Origin of the sequence: Dyadobacter sp. CECT 9275, from assembly GCF_907164905.1 — a bacterium.
Lineage (GTDB): Bacteria > Bacteroidota > Bacteroidia > Cytophagales > Spirosomataceae > Dyadobacter > Dyadobacter helix.
In genome coordinates this window covers 240,583-258,806 of sequence record NZ_CAJRAF010000004.1, presented here as the reverse complement: position 1 = coordinate 258,806, position 18,224 = coordinate 240,583, and the positions used below count along the sequence as shown (strand labels likewise).

The 18,224-nt window shown below is 45.0% G+C and carries 19 protein-coding genes; 5 read left to right on the top strand and 14 right to left on the bottom strand.

The genetic code is table 11. The annotated features are described in order from the left end of the window. Positions 1-130: 130 nt before the first annotated feature. On the top strand, positions 131-1,135 hold the full coding sequence (locus KOE27_RS26900; RefSeq protein WP_215241957.1) for an NAD(P)/FAD-dependent oxidoreductase: 1,005 nt from the start codon (positions 131-133) through the stop codon (positions 1,133-1,135). Between the two features lies 1 nt (position 1,136). After that, positions 1,137-1,460 (top strand): 2Fe-2S iron-sulfur cluster-binding protein, encoded by a 324-nt coding sequence (locus tag KOE27_RS26895; RefSeq protein WP_215241956.1) that lies wholly within the window; start codon positions 1,137-1,139, stop codon positions 1,458-1,460. Between the two features lie 69 nt (positions 1,461-1,529). Here the strand turns inward: KOE27_RS26895 and KOE27_RS26890 are convergent, their stop codons facing one another. Next, positions 1,530-2,243 carry an SGNH/GDSL hydrolase family protein gene (locus tag KOE27_RS26890; protein ID WP_229253005.1) on the bottom strand — a complete coding sequence of 238 codons (714 nt, stop codon included), beginning with the start codon at positions 2,241-2,243 and terminating at the stop codon, positions 1,530-1,532. Positions 2,244-2,607: 364 nt separating this feature from the next. Here KOE27_RS26890 and KOE27_RS26885 point away from each other — a divergent pair, with 364 nt between their 5' ends. After that, positions 2,608-3,351 (top strand): peptidase, encoded by a 744-nt coding sequence (locus KOE27_RS26885; RefSeq protein ID WP_215241955.1) that lies wholly within the window; start codon positions 2,608-2,610, stop codon positions 3,349-3,351. Between the two features lie 62 nt (positions 3,352-3,413). Here KOE27_RS26885 and KOE27_RS26880 read toward each other — a convergent pair whose 3' ends face one another. The 6 genes from KOE27_RS26880 to pdxA all read right to left on the bottom strand — a co-directional run bounded on the left by KOE27_RS26880 (position 3,414) and on the right by pdxA (position 11,894). Next, positions 3,414-5,693 carry an efflux RND transporter permease subunit gene (locus tag KOE27_RS26880; protein ID WP_310590083.1) on the bottom strand — a complete coding sequence of 760 codons (2,280 nt, stop codon included), beginning with the start codon at positions 5,691-5,693 and terminating at the stop codon, positions 3,414-3,416. A gap of 118 nt (positions 5,694-5,811) precedes the next feature. Then, positions 5,812-6,996, bottom strand: a complete 1,185-nt coding sequence (locus KOE27_RS26875; RefSeq protein ID WP_215241953.1) for a class I SAM-dependent methyltransferase — start codon at positions 6,994-6,996, stop codon at positions 5,812-5,814. 107 nt (positions 6,997-7,103) lie between these two features. Continuing rightward, the gene (locus tag KOE27_RS26870; protein WP_215241952.1) at positions 7,104-8,915 is read right to left on the bottom strand and encodes a tetratricopeptide repeat-containing sensor histidine kinase; all 1,812 of its coding nucleotides are present in this window, start codon (positions 8,913-8,915) and stop codon (positions 7,104-7,106) included. Positions 8,916-9,065: 150 nt separating this feature from the next. After that, a complete protein-coding gene (locus KOE27_RS26865) occupies positions 9,066-9,674 on the bottom strand; it encodes a DNA-3-methyladenine glycosylase (protein WP_215241951.1) in 609 nt (202 codons plus the stop codon). Positions 9,675-9,825: 151 nt separating this feature from the next. Continuing rightward, positions 9,826-10,713, bottom strand: a complete 888-nt coding sequence (locus KOE27_RS26860; protein ID WP_215241950.1) for a YicC/YloC family endoribonuclease — start codon at positions 10,711-10,713, stop codon at positions 9,826-9,828. A gap of 74 nt (positions 10,714-10,787) precedes the next feature. Next, positions 10,788-11,894 carry a 4-hydroxythreonine-4-phosphate dehydrogenase PdxA gene (pdxA, locus tag KOE27_RS26855; RefSeq protein ID WP_215241949.1) on the bottom strand — a complete coding sequence of 369 codons (1,107 nt, stop codon included), beginning with the start codon at positions 11,892-11,894 and terminating at the stop codon, positions 10,788-10,790. 96 nt (positions 11,895-11,990) lie between these two features. On the opposite strand from pdxA, the gene KOE27_RS26850 reads away from it, so the two are divergent. After that, positions 11,991-12,938 (top strand): 2-hydroxyacid dehydrogenase, encoded by a 948-nt coding sequence (locus KOE27_RS26850; RefSeq protein WP_215241948.1) that lies wholly within the window; start codon positions 11,991-11,993, stop codon positions 12,936-12,938. Positions 12,939-13,003: 65 nt separating this feature from the next. Here KOE27_RS26850 and KOE27_RS26845 read toward each other — a convergent pair whose 3' ends face one another. The 7 genes from KOE27_RS26845 to KOE27_RS26815 form a co-directional block, all read right to left on the bottom strand. Beyond that, positions 13,004-13,504 carry a DUF421 domain-containing protein gene (locus tag KOE27_RS26845; protein WP_215241947.1) on the bottom strand — a complete coding sequence of 167 codons (501 nt, stop codon included), beginning with the start codon at positions 13,502-13,504 and terminating at the stop codon, positions 13,004-13,006. Between the two features lie 94 nt (positions 13,505-13,598). Next, entirely contained in the window at positions 13,599-14,165 is a 567-nt protein-coding gene (locus KOE27_RS26840; protein WP_215241946.1) for a 50S ribosomal protein L25/general stress protein Ctc, read from the bottom strand. 42 nt (positions 14,166-14,207) lie between these two features. After that, entirely contained in the window at positions 14,208-15,152 is a 945-nt protein-coding gene (locus tag KOE27_RS26835) for a ribose-phosphate pyrophosphokinase (protein WP_215241945.1), read from the bottom strand. Positions 15,153-15,191: 39 nt separating this feature from the next. Further along, on the bottom strand, positions 15,192-15,767 hold the full coding sequence (locus KOE27_RS26830) for a phosphatase PAP2 family protein (RefSeq protein ID WP_215241944.1): 576 nt from the start codon (positions 15,765-15,767) through the stop codon (positions 15,192-15,194). Then, positions 15,764-16,741 (bottom strand): tryptophan--tRNA ligase, encoded by a 978-nt coding sequence (gene trpS, locus KOE27_RS26825; RefSeq protein ID WP_215241943.1) that lies wholly within the window; start codon positions 16,739-16,741, stop codon positions 15,764-15,766. The genes KOE27_RS26830 and trpS overlap by 4 nt, the downstream gene beginning before the upstream one ends. 36 nt (positions 16,742-16,777) lie before the next feature. Next, positions 16,778-17,083, bottom strand: a complete 306-nt coding sequence (locus tag KOE27_RS30080) for a type II toxin-antitoxin system RelE/ParE family toxin (RefSeq protein ID WP_215241942.1) — start codon at positions 17,081-17,083, stop codon at positions 16,778-16,780. Beyond that, positions 17,080-17,307 carry a type II toxin-antitoxin system prevent-host-death family antitoxin gene (locus KOE27_RS26815; protein ID WP_215241941.1) on the bottom strand — a complete coding sequence of 76 codons (228 nt, stop codon included), beginning with the start codon at positions 17,305-17,307 and terminating at the stop codon, positions 17,080-17,082. Before KOE27_RS26815 ends, KOE27_RS30080 begins: the two co-directional genes overlap by 4 nt. A 191-nt stretch (positions 17,308-17,498) precedes the next feature. Here KOE27_RS26815 and KOE27_RS26810 point away from each other — a divergent pair, with 191 nt between their 5' ends. Beyond that, a complete protein-coding gene (locus KOE27_RS26810) occupies positions 17,499-18,170 on the top strand; it encodes a DUF2461 domain-containing protein (RefSeq protein WP_215241940.1) in 672 nt (223 codons plus the stop codon). Positions 18,171-18,224: the final 54 nt, after the last annotated feature.

The following is an 18,224-nucleotide window of genomic DNA, read 5'->3' as shown; positions in this document are numbered from 1 at the left end:
ACTTTTGGTTATTATATATAACCATTTATGATTGGCGTGGAAGCCTCGGCAACAGTACTTTTGAGTTACAAAAACAGGACGAAAGCTTATCCCTGTTGACCATTACTCTAAAAGTTAAACTGTGAATGCCATGATCCAAACAGATATTTGCATAATTGGTGCGGGGCCTGTGGGCCTGTTTGCCGTTTTCGAAGCTGGTCTGCTGAAAATGAGATGCCATTTGATTGACGCCCTTCCGGAGGTGGGCGGGCAGCTTTCCGAAATATATCCTCAGAAGCCCATATATGATATTCCGGGAGCTCCGGGGATTATTGCGGGAGATCTGGTTAAAAATCTTATGATACAGATCGAGGAATTTAAGCCGGGATTTACCTTGGGCGAAAGGGTGGAGGTGATCAGTAAACAGGACGACGGCAGTTACATTGTGAGTACCAACGAAGATATCCATGTCCATTGCCAGGTGGTGGTAATCGCGGCGGGGCTGGGCAGTTTTGAGCCAAGAAAACCTGCCGTTGAAAATCTTGAATATTTTGAGGGCAAAGGAGTACATTACATTGTGAAACGTCCTGAGTTATTTCGTGACAAAAGGGTAGTACTTGCCGGTGGCGGAGATTCGGCGCTCGACTGGACCATATTCCTTGCAGGCGTGGCCGAAAAGGTTACACTGGTTCACCGTGGGGAGACTTTCCGTGGTGCGCCGGATTCGGGTTCCAAAGTATTTGAACTGGCCGAATCTGGCAAAATTGACCTGGTACTTCAGTCACAAGTAAGCGCACTGGCGGGCAACGGGGTTTTGAAAGAAGTATCCTTACTGGACAACAACAAAATCACGCGTACCATCCAGGCCGATCACTTCATTCCGCTCTTTGGATTAAGCCCTAAACTGGGGCCTATTGCGGACTGGAACCTGGGAATCGATAAGTCGGCGGTAGTAGTAGATACCCTCGATTATGCCACCAATGTAGAACGTATCTATGCCATAGGAGATATTAATACCTATCCGGGCAAGCTTAAACTTATCCTGTGCGGTTTTCATGAAGCTGCCATCATGATGCAAAGCGCGTTTAAGTACGTCTACCCCGACCAGAAATTAAGCTTTAAATACACCACGGTTAATGGTGTTAATCCTTTTTAAGATGATAAATATTGAGATCGAAGATAACGAAGGTAAACGTCATCCACTTGAAGTGCCTGTAGATATAGGCCTCAACATGATGGAAGTGCTGAAAGCGTATGAATATGATATTCAGGCCACCTGCGGAGGGATGGGATTGTGTGCCACCTGTCACGTCGAGGTTTTAAGTGGCTGGGATAAATTACCCGAACGGAATGATAACGAGCTGGATACCCTGGATACTTTGCCGGATGCTGGTACATTCAGCCGTTTGGCCTGTCAGATACGGCCAGACGAAAAGATGGAGGGGCTGGTTTTAAAATTGAAAGCGCTTCAGGAAGCCTGAATAGAGATTTAGATAATGGTATATAATGCATAAACCTTCGTTTGATAAAGCAGACGGAGGTTTTTAGTTTTATATCATGGTCTTCACTTTTGGCAGGATTATATCAACCCACTGTTTGTACATTGTGCCCGAAAAATGCAGCCCGTCTGGGGCAATCAGGCTGGGGTCATTAAGTGCGGTGCGGGAAAGGGGTGTAATGTCAATAAACAGTACTTTCGCTTTTTCTGATTCTTCCTTCGCTATTTGATTGAATAGATCTACTTCCAAGGCGATCTGATCCCGATGTCCGGAGCCGTAGGGTGTTACGCCCCAGTCAGGAATGGACACTACAAAAACCTTTTTGTTATCTCCACCGGCATAGGTTATGCATTTGGTAAGCAGCTGCCGGAATTGCATCCGGAATTCTTCCTGTGTTCTGCCCTGGTACTGGTTATTGACCCCAATCAGTAAAGAAACCATATTATAATCAGTGCGGGGATTACTGGAAGTCAGAGCATTCAGCAGATCGGCGGTTGTCCAGCCGGTGGTGGCAATGATATCCGGAATCTTGATTTTTTTACCGGTTTGGTTTAAAGCTTCCGCCAATAAAACGGGCCATCTTTCGCTGGCCGAAACACTTTGTCCTATAGTATAGGAATCGCCCAGGGCCAGATAACTCATGGTTTGTGTTGTTTGTTCCTCAGGTTGTTCCGCAGGCTGCTCCTTCTCAACGGCTGAAATATCTTTTGCTTTACAGCCGGTGAGTAATACCCAGGTGAGCAGCATCAATGAATGTAATTTCATGACAGACAAACTTTTTTTGATTGCGTGTTTTTCCGTATATACAGGATTCACAGTGGCTTTAGATCATTTTAGAGCAAAACTCCCTGTTCCTGACCTTCTCTTATCCCGGAAGGGGGCAATACTGGGTATGTTTCGGACAGCATCAGCGTCGGCTGTATGATGAAATTATTAATTTAATGGGCGAAGTTATGTATCTGAATGAGAGGTGTTTGGGGGGATTCGTTGCGTTTTTTTGTAAATAATACCGCCCATATCAGCCCGGAAATGCCCTGATGGATTATCAATTTGGTATTTTTGGGGTATAAATAACTAAAATCAAGTTGGCAGAGCCTCTCGCTTTTGCCAAAACGGATGAATAAACATTATGACATATTGCTTGGGAGTTAAAGTGAAAGAAGGCCTGGTAGCCATTGCGGATACAAGGATTACGGCCGGAACAAATACTACTGTTAAAAAGAAAGTGTATGTAGCACAGAAGGGAAATTATTCTCTTTTTATGATGACCAGCGGCCTCAGGTCCGTTCGTGACAAAGCAGTTCATTACTTTGAAGAACTGATTGAAGAAGGAGTAGTGTACAACAAGCTTTATAAGGCCGTAAATGCTTTCGGCGAACAGATTAAGAGGGTGGCGGAGGAAGATAAGGCCGCGCTGGAACGTGCAGGTTTCAAATTTAACCTTAATGCGATTGTAGGAGGTCAGCTTAAAGACGATGCCGAGCACAAACTTTTTTTGTTGTATTCCGAAGGTAACTGGGTGGAGCTGGATCAGGGATCGCCTTATGTGATTATCGGAAATTCAGGACAGGGCAAGGCGATTCTCAACAGGGTTTTGAACGAAAATTCGACAATGAAACAGGCATTGAAAGCAGGTTTTCTGTCATTTGATTCCACACGTGTCAGCAATAATGACGTTGATTTTCCTATCGACGTAATCTTATACAAGAAAGACAGTTTTTCCGTAGTGGAACACCGGTATGAGCAAAAGGACCTGCAGAGAGTGGCCGAGATTTGGGCAGATAAGTTAAAACAGGCGCTGGATGATATCCCCGAAGACTGGATGGATCAATCGTTTGATAAAATACCGGGTCTGGACGGGTTACCCGGATAAAATTAAAAGTCCTGTCGGCACACGCCGGCAGGACTTTTAATTTTATATCGTCAGTCCAATTGTCAGGATGGCTTTACATTCTTGCCCTGCCGTTTGGCAATGGATAATAACAAGGCGGGCAGCAGGATCAGATTGGTACACATAGCTACCAGCAGCGTAATGGATACCATTACTCCCATAGCGGCGGTTCCGCCAAAACTGGATGCAGCGAAAATTATAAATCCGCAAAACAATATGACGGCAGTGTAAATCATACTCAGGCCGGTTCCGAAAATAGACTCGGTCACCGCCTGGGAAGGCGTAAGTCCTTTTTCATAAATTTCCTGACGGTAGCGCGTGAGGAAATAAACGGTGCCGTCCGATGCTATTCCGAATGTGATACTGAAAATCAGGATGGTCGTTGGTTTGAAATAAATTCCAAAATAACCCATGATTCCGGCTGTAAGCGCCAAGGGAATGAGGCAGGGAAGTTTGGATAAAAGTATAATGGGTATGGAGCGGAAAAGGACCATCCCTACAATGGCAATGAGAAGAATGGCAATCAGCAAACTTTCGTAAAGGTTACTGAGCAGATAATCATTACTCTTCAGGAATACCAGGCTATGGCCCGTCAGGCTTACTTTGTACTGTTCAGGACTGAAAATAGAATCAACCTTCGGCCTGATTTTCAACATCAGTTCTTTGATTTTCTCAGAGCCCACATCCGCCATCTGGAAACTTACACGGGTGATACCCTTATCTTTACTTAAAAACGAATTAAGCTGGCTGGAAGCTCCATCCTTATCCTGAATGTAGCCAGTAAGTTTTGACAACTCGAGAACGCCGGGTAAGGCATAATATTTACGATCGCCACCGCGATATGACTGATACAAAAACCTGGAAGCTTCCACAATGGAAATAGGTTTTGAAAACTCCGGAAATTTGGCCATTTCGGTTTGCAGGGCCTTTATTTTGTACAATGCCTGCGCCTGATCTCCAAAAATGCCATTAGGTTTTTTGGTATCAATCATTACCTCAAAGGGCAGCACACCGTGAAAGTTTTTTTCAAAGAAACGCAGATCAGTATATACTACGTCCTTTTTAGGAAGATCGTCCACTACATAACCTATGGCTTTGATTTTTGTCATTCCTACGGCCGAAATAATGATCAGCACGACCATGGCCAGGTAAATCTCCTTCCGTTTGTGATGTACCAGATAATTTACCTTTTTCAGAAATCCTGATGCCCATTTTCCATCCAGATGTTTCAGGTGCCGGGGTTTGGGCACACTCATGTAATGCAGCGTGATAGGAAGGAGTATCAGACAGAGTGCGTAAGTAACCATTACGCTGATTGCAGCAACCACACCAAATTCGACCAGGAGACTGCTGTTTGTAAAATAAAAGACGCCAAAGCCAATGGCTGTTGTCATGTTGGCCAGGAAGGTGGACAGGCCAATCTTTTTGACCATTTCCAGTATTGCTTCGTCTTTGGAACGGCCTGATACTAGTTCGGCCTGGTACTTGTTGATCAGGAAAACACAGTTGGGGACCCCGATTACGATCAATAACGGAGGAATGAGGCCGGTCAGTGCTGTTATTTTATAACCAAACAAATGAAGCAGCCCCACGGAGAATATAACGCCAATCAGTACCACGGTAATGGAAAGAAGCGTTAACCGGAACGACCTGAAAAATGCCCAGAGAATCACCAATGTTACGAAAACGGCCAGGCCCATAAACAACTCCATTTCGCCTGATATCTTTTTCATGTTCACCGTTCTGATGTACGGCATACCGGAATAGTGGAGGTCTACATTGTATTTGACAGCAAACTCCTCGGACATGGTCTCAATATCATCTACGATCGTAAGTCTTCTTTTGGAGTTAAGATCTTTGTCATTGAAGGTAATGACCAGCAGAGTGGCATTGGTTTCCGGGTTGATAACCAGTCCTTCGTAAAAGGGCAGATTGTAAATTTCTTTTTTTGCACTATCAACTTCTGCCTGGGTTTCGGGTATTTTTTTAAGTGCGGGTTCAAACTGGAAGCTCTTGAGACTGTCATTTTTAACCACCTTCTGCAGGTTGGCAATGGAGAGTACATTTTTGATACCGTGGGTGTCTTTGATTCTTTGGGTAAGTTTGCACCAGTCTCTGAATTGGTTCAATTCAAAAATCTGAGGATCCTGCCATCCAATCACCATCACACTGCCATCTTCACCGAATAATTTCCGGAAATCCTGATATTCTTTTTCGACCGGATCGGAGGAGGGCAGTATTCTCGCAAACTGATAGGAGAGTTCAATTTTGCTGGCTTCATAGGCCATGAAGATCGTAGATACCAAAACTAATGCCACCCACATAAGCCTGTAACGGATTATATGAGCTGCTATTCTATTCCACATAAGCTGATTTTAATGTTCGCAAAAGCTACAAAGATAGTTGGCTCAACCGGATTTGACCGATATATTACCGAAAACCTTAGATACGCAGAATTTTCTCCAAATGATGATATTCGATTCCAAAATAGTTTTTGGCAGCTTTTATCCGTTCCAGGATAGGTGTGTTGTTATTTTCATTGTTTCGTTGCCTTACTCCCGCAATCATCACATTTTTAGGCGTATGGGCGTCGGAAATGAATTCAAAAACTTTGGTTTTGTAACCAAAATATTCAAGTATCATGGCCCGGATACCGTCGGTTACCATCTCTGCCTGCCGTTCCATAAAAACACCGTGCCGGGTGAGGAAATCCACATCATTGTTAGTTTTATGTTTTTCCATTTCACGTCTGATCTGTTTATGGCAGCAGGGGGCCACCACAATCAGCTCGGCATCCGCGGTGATACCTTTGGCAATGGCGTCATCGGTTGCGGTGTCACAGGCATGCAATGCGATGAGAATATTCGTATCTGCGGCGTCATACGCCTCAATGGTCCCCTGGGTAAAATGCAGGCTTTCAAATCCGGCATTCAAAGCAATTTCATTACAAAGTACCACCAGGTCCTCCCGAAACTCCACACCGGTTACTTCTGCGTCCTGCCTTAGAATATTTTTGAGGTAATCATAGAGAGCGAATGTGAGGTATCCTTTCCCCGAACCCATGTCCACCACCTTTATTTTATCCCAGGCCGGTAGTTCCCGGATCAGCGAGCTAAGTAATTCGATATAGTGATTGATCTGACGATATTTGTCCTGGGCATTTTTAAATACTTTTCCGTCCGCATCAGTGATGCGCAAGTCGGTCAGATAGGATTTGCTGTTCGTCGTGATCAGCCTTTGTTTGATATGATCGTGGTGCAACGCAGGAATTTCTTTCTTCGAAGGCTCTTTTTTCTGGAACCTGGTTTTCCGGTTGGGTAGTATATCCAGGAAGAAATCCGCTTCGGTTGTGAACAGGGAAGCGTTGTAAAAGCCTGATTCCAAATATTGATCAATGAGACCGGGCCCTTCAGTGAGCGCGTAGTTTTTGACGATATCCCGCGTTTTGTACCGGTACGTAAGGCTCAGTTTGTCCTGGTTCTTAATCCGTACCCGTTTGAGATAGATATTTTTAAGGGTTTCTTCCTGGCCCTTGTAGTTGCCCAAGGTAAGTGAGACAAAAGTACCTGAGGCAAGGCAGTTTTGAAAAGTGGTAACAAGCTGCTGCTGATGTCCGGGGGTATTCATAGATCGCCTGATTGTCGAGATAAAGTTAACCGCACTTTGCCGGGAATAGTTTGATTAACTTTCAGGTTAACGAGAAAAAACCACGTATAACGCATGTATTCAAGGTATTAATAGACAGATGTTTTAGGGATTTCGATCCTGATGGTTGTGCCGCTTTCTGTTTCCATGTTAAGCTTACCAGCCAGACTTTGCACCCTGCTCCTGACGTTGCCGAGCCCGATTCCCTGCCCCGAATTCATTTTTATCCCCTGACCGTCGTCTGAAATGGTAAGGCTGATACTTGTTTCATTGTCAATAAGGCTGATCAGCGCTTTTCTGGCTGCTGAGTGTTTGATAATATTGTTGGTAAGTTCCAGCACGATACTATATACTTCAAATTCTACTCTGGGACTCAGCCTCCTGTCGAGCCCCGAGGTTTCAAAGGTAAAAACGATTGTGTTGTTTTCGTTCAGGTTTTCAAGAAGGCGTTGAACAGTAATCACCAGGCCGTGTTCCGTTAACTCTTCGGGCATCAGGTTGTGTGACAGCGTTCTCAGTTCGCGGTAAGCCTTACCCACCATCTGATGCACGCTTTCGTAAAATTTCCGCTCTTCCTCGGACAGCAATTTTTTGTTGATACCGAACAGGTACCAGTTCAGCGAAGCCAGCGTTCCGCCTAAGTGATCGTGTAATTCTGCCGCAACACGCTTTCTTTCAATGGTTTGTCCCTGTATCAGGGCCTCTTTAATATCCCTGTTTTTTCTTCTGAGCCTTTTGTTGGTGAACCAAAGGAAAAGTGCGAATGCGATAACCAGGCATATGAAGCCGATCAGAAAAAGTTGAATTCTACGTTGTTCTTTTATGATGTCCTGTTGTATCTTGGAATCCATGCGTTTGTTTTCGAAAATCAACTGCGACATCGTAAACTGTCTTTCGATCCGCTCGTTGTGCATGAGCCTCCGGTTGAAATTCACCTGCTCCAGGTATTTTACCGTTGCCACCAGATCACCCTTTTGCTTGTAGGCCTTTGCCAGGCATATCAAAGCCCAGTTGATCTGTTGAGAGCAATGGTATAAATGAGCAAGTTCTAACGCTGTTTTGCTGGCTTCAATGGATTTGTCATACTCTTCGGTGTAGTAATAGATATTGCCAAGGTCGTTCAAGACATTCAGTATGCCATACCGGTGATCCAGTCCTTCATATAATTTCAGGGCTGTGAGCATCAGTTTTTCTGCCCGGTCATAGACCCCGTTTCTGACATACATATAACCTTTGGATTGAAGGACGGACGCTTTGCCCTGGTCGGATTTCCGCTGATCATGCAGCTTATAGGAAAGATCGTAATATTCTACCGCCCGTTTCAGGTCGCCCTGTTCCCGGTAAAAATTTGCAATATTTTCCAGGCATAAGGCCCGCGCACTGTCATCCTTATATCTCGTAAAGGTTTTCAACGCATTCTGATAGTGCTGCTCAGCCTTCTGCCAGTCTTTGTATTCGGTGTAACTTTCGGCCAGAAAGCGTTCGGCATAGGCGCTATAGAGTGGCATGGAAAGCTTCGAAGACAGATCCAGGCCTTCGTTGGATAGTTCTCTGAGGATATCAAAACTGCCGTCAATCAGATAGTAGGTGCTCAAGAGATTGTAGGTGTACAATTTTCCTTTACCCCAGTTGTGCTTCTGGCAGAGTGCCAAGGCTTTCTGGGCATAGGAAAAGCTACGCATGGCATCATGGTACAGGTATTTCTTTGCCAGCTGGTTATATTTGTTGATCAGGACGGTGTCTCGCGGGAAGTCAGCGGATTGGGCGCTGGCAGTACCTTTGTCAGAAAATAAACCAGTTTTGAAATCCTGAGCCTGGCTCGGATACAAGCCGTTGATAAATAATAAGATTCCAGTCAAAATCCTGAACTTAATAATATAAGTCTTGTTTATTTTGCTCATCAAAGGATACTTATTATGATACCAGCCGTGGTAAAGATTAATCAGAAATATTGATTTATGAGGAAGGTTATGTTCGGTCAAAGATAGGAAATGGGGGTGAAAAGCAAAACGTTTTAGAAATGGTTTGGTTGGTAGCGCTAACGAAACTGGCTATTTACTGACATAAATGTTGTCTTTAATAAAGTACCGGTATGGTAAATCTACCCCTTTTGTAATTCCAATTCTTGCAGATGTTTCAATCCCAGGGTTGGTGATGACCGGGGATGAAATGTAAAGGTTGTCTGAGCAAAGAGACTCGGTATTGTGCAAATACCTTGAAATACCCATTGCTACGACAAGTTTTCCTGGTCCGTTGCACAGGTATTTCAATGGAATAGGCTTGGATGGAGACTTTTTCTGGAACAATGCCCGGCGTGCTGCCATCAGTTCGGCTCCCTTTAAAGGTTGCAGCGCCCTGATCAGTACTGCTTCCCCGATTCCGGCCCGGTTACTGACCACATTGATGCATTCGTACATTCCATAAATTAAATATACATAGGCCGTACCTGGCTCACCATACATGGGTTCGGTCCTAGGAGTACGGCGATTATAGGCATGGCAGGCAGGGTCGTCTTGTAAATAGGCCTCTGTTTCTACAATAATCCCGCTGCTGATACCATCGGGACTATTGTGGACCAGCTCACAGCCCAGTAATTTTTTGGCAAGTGTGGTGGTATCAAAAGATTGATAAAATGAAAGCGGTAGTCGCTCGTCAGTCATAACAAATCTTAGTAGCCTGGTGTAAACTGTGATTGACGCGGGGCTGGTGATTCAGGGTGGATACGGTAAATTCAGATAAGGAACTTTAACCTGTTTTCAATAACTGAAAAACAGGTTAAAGTTCCACCCGCTCAGCATGTTTTGCCACGCATTAGATAATATTCAACGTTTGCTCCTTTATTTTTTCGAGCTCATCCTTCATTTGCACCACCAGATGCTGTATGGTTGAATCATTCGCTTTGGATCCGATGGTATTGATTTCACGTCCTATTTCCTGGGATATGAAATTGAGTTTTTTTCCGTTACTTTCCGGCAGGTTCAGGGTTTCCAGAAAATAGTCCAGGTGATTCTGAAGGCGTATTTTTTCTTCGGAAATATCAAACTTTTCGATGTAGTAGATCAGTTCCTGTTCAAATCGGTTGGGATCAAAGTTGTCATCCGACAGTAAATCCCGCACCTGTTTTTCAAGTCTTTCACGAACCGCCGGAATACGTAGTTTATCCTGTTCTCTTACCTGTTCCAGAAGTTTTGCAATGGTATCAATATACTCGATGAACTTGTCGGAGGTCATTTTACCTTCCTGCTCCCTGAAAATATTGCATTTCCGGATGGCTTGCGCCACTGCTACCTTGATTTGTTCCCAGTCCTGCTCCTTGGTAGAGTCGTCAACGGTTTCAGTGTTATAGGCATTGGGTAATTGCAAAGCCAGGCGAAGCAGCTCGGTTTGGTCAGGCGTAAAGCCCAGGTCGGCAGCAGTATCCGAAAGGTCCGAAAAGTAAGCTTTTACCAGCAAACGGTTTACGGAAGAGGAAGCTACCGTTTTGCCGACGGGCTGCACACTCAGATTAAGCTCTACTTTTCCTCTTTCCAGGGATTGTGTCAGCAGGTTTCTGATCTCAATTTCCCGTTCGGAATAATTACGAGGAACACGGCAGTAAATGTCCAGAAATTTGGAGTTCAGCGTTTTAATCTCGACCGTCACGTTGAGCGACTCGGTTTCAATTGTGGATACGCCATATCCCGTCATTGATTTAAGCATCAGGGCAGATTTTAAATATTATTTTAATGTTGTCAGATTATATTTCTCAGAAACCGGCTTGGAGGCAGCAACCTTTAATTGAATCGCTGTTTACCTCCTGATTTGGCAGGATGCTGGCTTTCCGACTGTTGGGGTTTGGAAATCAGGGCATTTTTCTCAATCTCACTGCTGTTGTTTCTATATTTTGCCACGTCGCAAGCCAGATAAATGGCCTGTAACAGAGAACCGGGTTCTGCAATATTTTTACCGGCAATGTTATATGCCGTTCCATGATCGGGAGATGTTCTTACCGCAGGTAACCCTGCCGTAAAATTGACGCCTTCATTAAAGGCCAGTGTTTTGAAAGGGATGAGTCCCTGGTCGTGATACATGGCCAGTACTGCGTCATACTGTTTGTAGGTACCTGCGGCAAAAAAGCCATCGGCAGGGAACGGTCCGAAAACGAGCTGTCCCTTTTCAAGAAAAGTCTGAAGCACAGGTTTGATAATCTCGTTTTCTTCGGTGCCCAGCAGCCCGTTCTCACCAGCATGCGGGTTAAGTCCCAATACGGCGAGCCTTGGTTTTTGTATGCCAAAGTCACTCTTAAGGGATTTCAACATTTGCGCTATTTTGTGAGTCAGCTTTTCAGCCGTCACCTGAGAGCGTACACGTCCCAGCGGAATATGGCCTGTCAGTACGCCAACGCGGAGGTCACCGGCCACCATAAACATCAGTGCATCTTCCACTGCGAAGGATTCGGCCAGGAATTCGGTATGGCCCGGAAATTTAAATTCAGGGCTTTGAATATTGTCTTTATTGATAGGGCCTGTAACCAGCGCTTTGATTTTGCCCGCTTTCAGGTCGTCCACAGCTCTTTTAAGGGATGCCAGAGAACTTTGTCCGGCTTCCGGCGTAATCTGGCCAGGGGCCGCTTCGGTCTGGTGGTCGTGCCAGCAGGTAATTACATTGGTTAGCTTGGGATTGGCCTGCTCGGGTTTTTGTATACCATGGAGGCTCCATTCTTTCATTCCAAGCAAATTTCTATACTGGTTCAACACCCTTAAGGAACCATAAATGACAGGTGTGCATAATTTGGCTAATTGGTTTCCTTCCAGTGCTTTAAGTATCACTTCGGGGCCTATACCGTTGTAATCACCCAGTGAAATTCCTATTACCGGTTTATCTGTACCTTGCTCGTTCATGTATGTAAAATCGTCTTATATCCGTTGGGATTTGCGTTTTCTATTACTTTTGTGATTCGCATTTTGCTGGCAAGTTACAAAAAATCCCGTGCTCCTATGAAAATCCTGATCGCAGACTCTATGCATCCTTCCATTTTTGGTATGTTCACCGATGCTGGCTGGTCGTATGATTATTTTCCATCGTATCGGCGGGAAGATATTCTTCGGGAGCTCAGGAATTATGAGGGCCTGGTTATCAGGAGTAAAACGGCGGTGGATGCTGAAATCCTGTCGGAGGCTTCCATGCTCAGGTTTATTGCAAGGGCAGGAGCGGGCCTTGATCTGATCGACCTGGAGATGACAAAGAAAATGGGAATCGAGGTGTTTCATGCGGGAGAAGGCAACCGGGACGCAGTGGCGGAGCAGGCGCTGGGTATGTTACTTGCTTTGTTCAATAACATCGTTAAGGCAGACGGGGAGGTGAGGCAGGGTATCTGGGACAGAGAAGGAAACCGTGGAGTGGAACTGATGGGCAAGACGGTGGGTCTGATCGGCTACGGCAATAATGGAGGCGCAACAGCCCGCCGGATGAGCGGCTTTGGATGCCGGGTGCTGGCCTACGACAAATACAGGGATCACTATGGCGATGAGTTTGCGGAGGAAGTACCACTGAAGGAAATTACTGCACAGGCAGATATTCTGAGCCTGCATATCCCGCTGACTGCCGAAACAAGAAACCTGGTCAATGAAGCTTTTATTGAGTCATTTGAAAAACCGTTTTATCTGCTCAACCTCTCTCGAGGGGAAACGGTAAGCCTGGCCTCCTTGGTAAAAGGACTGGAATCGGGGAAAATCAAAGGTGCCTGCCTGGATGTACTCGAAAATGAAAAACTGGGGAAATTGTCCTTTGCCCAGCAAGAGGCATTCGACTATCTCCGCGCTTCCAATAAAGTTGTATTAACGCCACATATCGGAGGTTGGACGCATGAAAGTTATGTACGGATCAATGAAGTACTGGTGGCGCAGATAAAAGGATGGCTTACGCGGTTGGAGTATGGGGTTTAAATTGATAGTAGGCGGTTTTAAGTAAGCAGTAGGCTAACGGTTGGTTAAAATGGGAAATTGGGGTGTCAGGAATCTTTTTTCAAGATGACACTGATGTTACCAGTGGACTCAAGGTAGCACGTTTTTACTTTTCTGTAATCATCCACCTCTTTTTCGCGGAGCAGCCCCATCAGCTCGTCTTCATCAATTAATTGCTTCTCCATATTGGCACGCAGCAACCGGCCATTTCTGATCAGCAAAATGGGGTCAGGGCGAGCCAGCCCACCGAAGAACATTTTTTTGTAACCTACGTAGTCGATCACATAATCCCACAGAACAAGTGTCAGGATCAGCACGGCGCCTTCCGGGATAGAATTATACTCGCCAGCCATAGAGTTTTGGGCGGCGTCCGAAATCATGGTTATCAGAAGCAAATCGCTGATCCCCAGCTGACCGGTACCTCTTCGGAACAATCTCAGGATTAGATATATGAGCCAGTATGTGATAGTCCCTCTTACAAATATTTCCAGAAGCGACTGGGTGGGGACCAGCATTTCCTGCCAGTTGAGGGCTATGATTTTATCCATGTTCCAAGACTTTTTTACGGGGGAAATATAAACAAAAATGCCGACCAAAGGTCGGCACGTTTGCATCTATTAGCCATGAAAAATAAAATACAAATTATTTTCCCAATGTACCACGAAGTGCACGAGGGATTTCTACTGAGGCAATCGGGTTGCTGCTCGCTGTCAAGATAACAAAATTTTCAGCTTTAATAGCGCCAACCTTTACTGATTTACCCAAATCAAGTTCCGTAACATCCACGTTTACATAGTCAGGAATGTTCTCTGCCAGACCTTGCACACGCAATTTACGCAATTTTTGATTCATTTTACCACCTTTCATTACACCGGAAGACGTTCCGGTTAATTTTACAGGTACTTCCACCTTGATCTCCTTGCCTGGAACAATCTGAAGAAAGTCGGCGTGGATCAAAGCATCATTCACAGGATGGAATTGTTTCTCCTGGAGAATGGCATTGTATATAGTTCCCTCAATATTGAGCGTAACATTAAAAATATCCGGTGTGAAAAGCAGTTCGCGGAACAACATCGCCGGTGCATAAAAATGCACTTGCTCGGTACCACCATACAGCACAGACGGAACATAACCTTGTGAACGTAATTCCTGGGCTTCCGTCTTGCCGAGATTCGCTCTTTTAAACCCTACAATCTCATGCGTTTTCATAAGAATATTTATTTTGGTAAGAAAGTTAAAAAAAATTAAAATTTACTGATAATTTATAAATAATGAACTAATAGATTCATGATCACGGATCCTGCCTATTGCTTTTGCGAATATCTCTGCAACAGACAATACGCGGATTTTGGGGTTCTGTTGCTTAAGAGGTATCGTATCTGTGACGATTAACTCTTCCAGAACAGAGTTTGCAATATTTTCGTGCGCTTTGCCCGACATAATCGGGTGTGTGCTGATGGCTCTTACCGAAGTTGCACCTTTATCTTTAATGATTTCGGCCGCTTTGCATAGGGTACCGCCGGTATCAATCAGATCATCCACAAGTACCACGTCCATTCCTTCCACTTCGCCAATCACCTGCATACTTGCAATTTCATTGGCACGTTTCCTGTGTTTGTCGCAAAGGATCATATCCACATTCATGAACTTGGCAAAATTTCTCGCTCTTGCCGCTCCGCCCATGTCGGGGGAGGCAATCAGAAGATTTTTCAGTTCAAGGGACTTGATATAGGGTACAAATATGGAGGTACCCTCAAGGTGATCAACTGGCAGATCAAAAAAACCCTGGATCTGTCCGGCATGCAAATCAATCGTCATCAGGCGATCCACCCCCACAGAAGTCAGCAGATTGGCTACCACTTTGGCCGCGATGGCTACGCGGGGTTTGTCCTTCCTGTCCTGGCGTGCATAACCGAAATAGGGAATGACCACCGTTACGTAGTGTGCCGAAGCACGCCGGGCTGCATCCACCATGAGCAATAACTCCATCAGATTATCCGCAGGCGGGAAGGTTGACTGAATCAGAAAAACATCACAGCCTCTGATGGATTCTTCAAAACTTGGAGATAACTCTCCGTCACTGAATTTACGTAGCGTGTACCCGCCCAGTTCTTTTCCGTAGTACCTGGCAATATCTTTTGCCAAATATTCGGATTGACTTCCTGAAAAAATTTTAACTGTGTTAAACGAGCCCATGACTAACTGAAAATTTGCGCAAAATTAAATAAAAATCAATTAATTACGATAATATTTATCCAAAAAAGTTAGGTAAAGCCTGAAACACAGGATGCCTGTCAGCACGCCTACGCAGCCGCCCACCAGAATATCTGCCGGATAGTGGACCCCTACATATACCCTGCTATAGGAATAAATAGCTGCCCAGATCAAAAGGAGCCAGATATAAGGCATTTTTCTGTTTAAGGTCAGGAACCAAACCATGGCCAGGGCAAAACTTGTGGAAGCATGGGAAGATGCAAAACCGAAATTCCCGCCGCAACCACCCACCTGGTGTACCAAACCGGCCAGCAGTGGTTCGTGGCAGGGCCTGAAACGGTGAAAATAGGGCTTCATGACGCCGGAAGTAATTTTGTCGGCTATGATCACCGCCGCCAGCACCGTTACGATGATTGCAATGGACCTCCGTTTTTCGGCTTTTACGGTCAGCAGGATAAGGGCGATGTACATCGGGATCCAGGTGTACTTATAGGTAACCCAGTACATGAGCGTGTCTGCCCAGGCGGTATGATGCCCGTTTAACCATAAAAACAGTTGCTGATCAGCCGAAATGAGATTATCAATAAGCGATATCATTCTCCAAAGCCTAAAATAAGCCGAACTTTCGATATGGTTTCACCGGCTATGGCCCGTGCCTTTACTTCACCTTCGCGGAGAATCTCTTCCAGCTCACCGGTGTTTTGAATATAGTAATTGTATATCCGCCGCGGTTCAGCGAAAGTATCCAGAATACATTCCAAAAGCGCCTGTTTGGCATGTCCGTAACCAAAGCCGCCCCGCAGGTAGTTGTCCCGCATGGCGGCGGTATCTTCCGGCGACGCCAGCAGCGCATACAACTGATAGGTAATATCTGAGTCCGGGTCTTTGGGTTCTTCCAGCGGAGTGGAATCAGATACGATTTTTTTGATAACCTTTTTTAACTCGTTTTCGGGTAAAAAGATATCTATATAATTGTGATACGACTTGCTCATTTTTTGCCCGTCGGTGCCGGGAATGGTCATGAGTTTTTCATCTATCCTTGCTTCTGGCAGCACCAGAATTTCCTCGCCAGCGAGCTGGTTGAAACGGTTGGCAATGTCTTTTGACATTTCCAGATGCTGTTTCTGGTCTTTACCGACCGGTATAACGTTGGCATTATAGAGCAGAATATCAGCTGCCTGGAGCACGGGATAGGTAAACAGGCCTGCATTTACATCAGCCAGCTTTTCCGACTTGTCTTTGAATGAGGTCGCATTGGCGAGCATCGGGAAGGGTGTGAAACAGTTCAGATACCAGGCCAGTTCGGTATGTTCCGGCACGCGCGACTGGCGCCAGAAAACATTCTTTTTTGTATCAAAGCCGAAAGCGAGCCAGGTGGCCGCAACAGCTGTCACATACTCTTCCCGAAGTTTTCCGTCTTTTAAGGAGGTAAGCGAATGGAGGTCAGCGATAAAGAAAAAGGATTCGTTACCAGGGAGTTCTGAAAGTTCGATTCCGGGCTTTATAGCGCCGAGGATGTTCCCAAGATGCGGGCGGCCGCTGCTTTGAATACCGGTTAAAATTCTTGGCATTTAATTTAAACAGAGTTAATAATGTATTTTCCTGTTCTAGTTATGATCAGTTTTTTTTGAAAGCGGCTTGCGCCTGTTATTCCAAAAGTAAAGCAGTATGATTGTATCGTCTTTGACCTCATAAAAAAGGGAGCACTGCTTTGAGATAAATCCTTTTCGTACATGAAGCGAAGTTCTCGAAGCTTCGAACATATAGGGGAAGTCAGCAATCTTTTGCAAAACCTTGTTTACGGTCCTTACAAATTTCCGGACTTGCCTTTCAGACCACTTTTCCTCTAGATAGTTTAGCACATCACCAAAGCTTTCTTCCGCTTCTGTGGTCCATCGGATCGTAAGGCTCATAAATATTTGGTGAATTTTGCCATTACTTCGTCATGGGATTTCGTTTCTCCCGCCAAAGCCTGCTTTTGCCCTCTTGTGATCCCTTCTTTTACATGTTCTGGTAATTCCTCCCAAAAGTCTGCATCACTTAGTTTTAACTTTTCCTGAATCTCTTCCCAATCCTTAATAGGTATCACGACGGCCGTCTTCTTGCCCTTTTCGTTTGACAAAAATTGAAGGTTCATAGCTTTCAGTTGATTATCAGTTTTAAAGAAATATTCCTTCTCTCAATTCCCAAAATTCGTTAAATTGAATCAGAAAATCGTAGTAAATTTGAAAATAATAGAAGTCGGACGGCCCGTTCCGGAAATTTGACAATGTCTCCAACGGTTTTAGTAAGACTTTTATTTCAGTAAAAAAGACTAGCAGAATACCTATGCTTCAGCATGCAACACTCGAATTTTTAAGATCACTGGCCCTGAATAATAACAGAGAATGGTTTCAGGAGAACAGAAGCAGATACGATACCGCAAAAGCAGATTTTGAAGGCCTCGTCGGTACCCTGATCTCAGAAGTTGGTAAATTTCAGGATCTGGGCAACCTCACGGTGAAAGACTGTATTTTCAGAATTAACCGGGACATCCGTTTTTCAAAGGATAAGTCGCCTTACAAGCGTAACCTGAGTGCCGGGATCGGCCCGGGAGGAAGAGGGGCGGGTCGTGTGGATTACTATCTCCATATCCAGCCTGACGGGGAATCGTTCCTAGGAGGGGGCATGTGGGATCCAACCACGGAGCAACTGGCAAAATACCGCCAGGAAATTGATTATAATGCGCAGGAAATCAAGGATATCATAAATAAAGCGGAATTTCAGGCCTATTTTCCGGAAATTCATGGATCCGTTCTGAAGACAACACCGAAGGGATACCCCAAAGATCATCCGGAAACGGAACTGCTGAAACGAAAGGAATTATTTTTCATGCATCGTTATACTGATAAGGAGGTGACTTCCAAAGGTTTTGCAGAAAATATAGTTAATGGGATCAGGCTATTGAAACCATACTGCGATTATATGAATTATATACTTCACGCTCCGGCGGAGGAATAGTCTGCCCCGCAAATCAGATTTACGACCCGGATTATCAGTTTCTAAGTCTTCCAT

Coding starts and splice junctions, on each gene's coding strand:
- KOE27_RS26840 (WP_215241946.1), bottom strand. CDS start 14,165: ATGAAAACGCATGAGATTGTAGGGTTTAAAAGAGCGAATCTCGGCAAG.
- KOE27_RS26865 (WP_215241951.1), bottom strand. CDS start 9,674: ATGACTGACGAGCGACTACCGCTTTCATTTTATCAATCTTTTGATACC.
- KOE27_RS26815 (WP_215241941.1), bottom strand. CDS start 17,307: ATGAACCTTCAATTTTTGTCAAACGAAAAGGGCAAGAAGACGGCCGTC.
- KOE27_RS26890 (WP_229253005.1), bottom strand. CDS start 2,243: ATGAAATTACATTCATTGATGCTGCTCACCTGGGTATTACTCACCGGC.
- KOE27_RS26860 (WP_215241950.1), bottom strand. CDS start 10,713: ATGCTTAAATCAATGACGGGATATGGCGTATCCACAATTGAAACCGAG.
- KOE27_RS26885 (WP_215241955.1), top strand. CDS start 2,608: ATGACATATTGCTTGGGAGTTAAAGTGAAAGAAGGCCTGGTAGCCATT.
- pdxA (WP_215241949.1), bottom strand. CDS start 11,894: ATGAACGAGCAAGGTACAGATAAACCGGTAATAGGAATTTCACTGGGT.
- KOE27_RS26845 (WP_215241947.1), bottom strand. CDS start 13,504: ATGGATAAAATCATAGCCCTCAACTGGCAGGAAATGCTGGTCCCCACC.
- KOE27_RS26875 (WP_215241953.1), bottom strand. CDS start 6,996: ATGAATACCCCCGGACATCAGCAGCAGCTTGTTACCACTTTTCAAAAC.
- trpS (WP_215241943.1), bottom strand. CDS start 16,741: ATGCCAAGAATTTTAACCGGTATTCAAAGCAGCGGCCGCCCGCATCTT.
- KOE27_RS26830 (WP_215241944.1), bottom strand. CDS start 15,767: ATGATATCGCTTATTGATAATCTCATTTCGGCTGATCAGCAACTGTTT.
- KOE27_RS26850 (WP_215241948.1), top strand. CDS start 11,991: ATGAAAATCCTGATCGCAGACTCTATGCATCCTTCCATTTTTGGTATG.
- KOE27_RS26880 (WP_310590083.1), bottom strand. CDS start 5,693: ATGTGGGTGGCATTAGTTTTGGTATCTACGATCTTCATGGCCTATGAA.
- KOE27_RS26900 (WP_215241957.1), top strand. CDS start 131: ATGATCCAAACAGATATTTGCATAATTGGTGCGGGGCCTGTGGGCCTG.
- KOE27_RS26895 (WP_215241956.1), top strand. CDS start 1,137: ATGATAAATATTGAGATCGAAGATAACGAAGGTAAACGTCATCCACTT.
- KOE27_RS26810 (WP_215241940.1), top strand. CDS start 17,499: ATGCTTCAGCATGCAACACTCGAATTTTTAAGATCACTGGCCCTGAAT.
- KOE27_RS30080 (WP_215241942.1), bottom strand. CDS start 17,083: ATGAGCCTTACGATCCGATGGACCACAGAAGCGGAAGAAAGCTTTGGT.
- KOE27_RS26870 (WP_215241952.1), bottom strand. CDS start 8,915: ATGAGCAAAATAAACAAGACTTATATTATTAAGTTCAGGATTTTGACT.
- KOE27_RS26835 (WP_215241945.1), bottom strand. CDS start 15,152: ATGGGCTCGTTTAACACAGTTAAAATTTTTTCAGGAAGTCAATCCGAA.